Source organism: Campylobacter concisus (assembly GCF_902460895.1).
Lineage (GTDB): Bacteria > Campylobacterota > Campylobacteria > Campylobacterales > Campylobacteraceae > Campylobacter_A > Campylobacter_A concisus_BC.
This window is the reverse complement of record NZ_CABPVL010000021.1, coordinates 1-2,287: the sequence shown is the minus strand read 5'-3', so window position 1 is coordinate 2,287 and position 2,287 is coordinate 1. Positions and strand designations below refer to the sequence as shown.

Annotated in this window: 4 protein-coding genes; all 4 read right to left on the bottom strand. The window is 32.7% G+C overall.

Features of this window, described 5'->3' with window-relative positions:
- On the bottom strand, window positions 1-464 hold a 464-nt coding region (locus tag F3G98_RS10140), incomplete at its 3' end, for a hemagglutinin repeat-containing protein (protein ID WP_149726129.1).
- A gap of 462 nt (window positions 465-926) precedes the next feature.
- The gene (locus F3G98_RS10135) at window positions 927-1,211 is read right to left on the bottom strand and encodes a hypothetical protein (RefSeq protein ID WP_103607726.1); all 285 of its coding nucleotides are present in this window, start codon (window positions 1,209-1,211) and stop codon (window positions 927-929) included.
- On the bottom strand, window positions 1,208-1,585 hold the full coding sequence (locus tag F3G98_RS10130) for a hypothetical protein (protein ID WP_103569584.1): 378 nt from the start codon (window positions 1,583-1,585) through the stop codon (window positions 1,208-1,210). The genes F3G98_RS10135 and F3G98_RS10130 overlap by 4 nt, the downstream gene beginning before the upstream one ends.
- Before the next feature lie 273 nt (window positions 1,586-1,858).
- Window positions 1,859-2,044, bottom strand: a complete 186-nt coding sequence (locus tag F3G98_RS10125; protein WP_103570473.1) for a hypothetical protein — start codon at window positions 2,042-2,044, stop codon at window positions 1,859-1,861.
- Window positions 2,045-2,287: the final 243 nt, after the last annotated feature.

Below are 2,287 nucleotides of genomic sequence, written 5' to 3'. Positions count from 1 at the left end.
TTTATATTCATATCTTTAGCTGAGTAAAGATGAGAGTTGTTGTTTGTTAGGCTTTGTTCGCTTTGTTTTAAGCTATTTGTTCCAAGCTCTAGTGAGCTAGAATTTGCCCCATAAAATGTAAAACCAAATCCTGTTGTGAGTGATTTGGTATGTGATTTATATTTTAAACTATCTTCGCTAGAGTTTATATTTAGGTTGTTTGAATTTAGGCTCATATCCTCTTTGGATGCTAGGTCTGAGCCAGTGATAGATATATCTTTAGTCGAGTTTATATTTATACGTTTAGCATTTAGGCTAGATTTATTTGAGCTAGTTTGTTTTAAAGAGCTCTCTTGCTTAGTGGTGGCAAGATCAGCCCTTACGCCTACGCTAAAGCCATATGTGCCTGAGCTTGCAAGGGCTGCAGCTGATGCTATACGCCAACTTTTTTTGTTTATCCCCTTGTTGCATTGTAACCAACCCACATTATAAATACAAATATGGATTGTACTAAAGAGACGCCACCTATTGTGACGTCCATTGTTTTAAAATTCTTTTTTAGAAATATCTTATACAAATTAGCATTAGCCAAATTAGAAGAATTACGATCGTGTAAAATAACGCCACACTTCCATACTTTATCTCTATATTTTCTAGGTTCTTCTTGGTAAGGTCGCTTTTTTTAATATCATTTTTTATTGCAAAAAATCCATAAAAACATACCAAGATAAAACCTAGTGCATCTATATAATAAATTTCTCCGAAAAAGTATTTTAATATATGCAAAAAGCCATTTAGAACAAGACCGAATATTATAGCGACAACAAGTGTAAAAAATAGTTTTTTAAAGAATTTCTTCATTTTTGTCTTTTGTCATTTTTGCTTTTTATACTATCGGCTACTACTTGACCCGTTCCTGCAACAAGATACTATACCAACTTTTATGTTTATCTCATTGTGGCATTGTAAAGAAGCCAAAATACAAAAACTAAAAAAGAGTGAATTAAAGCAATACCGCCTCTTTTTATTTCCATTTTTTGTATATATTCTTTTTTAAAATCGCTCTTTTTTATACCATTTTTTATCATAAAACATACATTGGCAAATATTAGCAACACAGCCATAGCATCAATATAGTGTTCTCCAAAGAAGTAAACTAATATTCTTAAGCAAATAAGTAAAAATGCCACAACAGCAATTATTACTAAAAATTTAAGAAAACCGTTTTTCATTTTTTATCGTCTTTGTTATTTTTATTATCTTTACTATTCATACTATCGGCTACTGCCTGTACTATTCCGGTAAATATACTTGCCCCAGCTTCTGCCTCAGTCTGCAAATCTCCATTGCCAACTTTTATGGTTTTACCGCCTACTCCCGCAATGCTACCAAACAGTCCATAAAATCCACCAGCAAAACCTTTTCCGACCACTCTCTCTGCGTCTACATCTTTTGATCTATCTTTAAGCTGAGAATATAGTTCTGTAGATGAGTTAACAAAGGCGCCTCTACCTATTGCTGATAGTAAATTACCAGCACCTATTACCATATATGTACCAAATTTGCCTTGTAAATTTATTTTCTTAAGTATATTAATAATATCCATAAGATAGACTCGATAACTGCGTAGAATAAAGCTACGCTACCGTACTTTATCTCCATGTGTTTAATGTTATCGCTAGTGAGATCACTTTTTTTGATACCGTTTTTTGCTATAAAAAATAAAGATACGCATATACACATAGCATATATCGCATCTATATAATAAATCTCTCCGAAAAAGTATTTTAATACATGTAAAAAGCCATTTAGAACAAGACCGAATATTATAGCGACAACAAGTGTAAAAAATAGTTTTTTAAAGAATTTCTTCATTGTTTTACTGCCTATTATCTACTTCGGCCTGCATAAGACCCATGGCTGCTCCTGCTGTATTCTCCAGTATGGTCTTGTAATTACCGTCCCTACCTCTTGGTATTTTTTCTCCTATTTTTCCCATGTGACTCGCTCCATAACCTATAAGTCCACCAACTCCGGCCTTTATAAGAATTCTATCTTTATCCACATCTTTTGATCTATCTTTAAGTTGAGAGTATAGTTCTGCAGGTGGGTTAACAAAAATACCTCTACTTATCCTGTTAATCTCTTTTTATTTCCCTGTATATAAAAAAAATACCAAGTAATATCATGAGCAATCCTGCTGGTATATTTAAACCATAAGGGATAGTATCTCCTTTTGGTATACCAAAAGGATTTATTGATGGGGCAGGATCTATCATAATAGATACTCCTTCGATAAAAATAATAA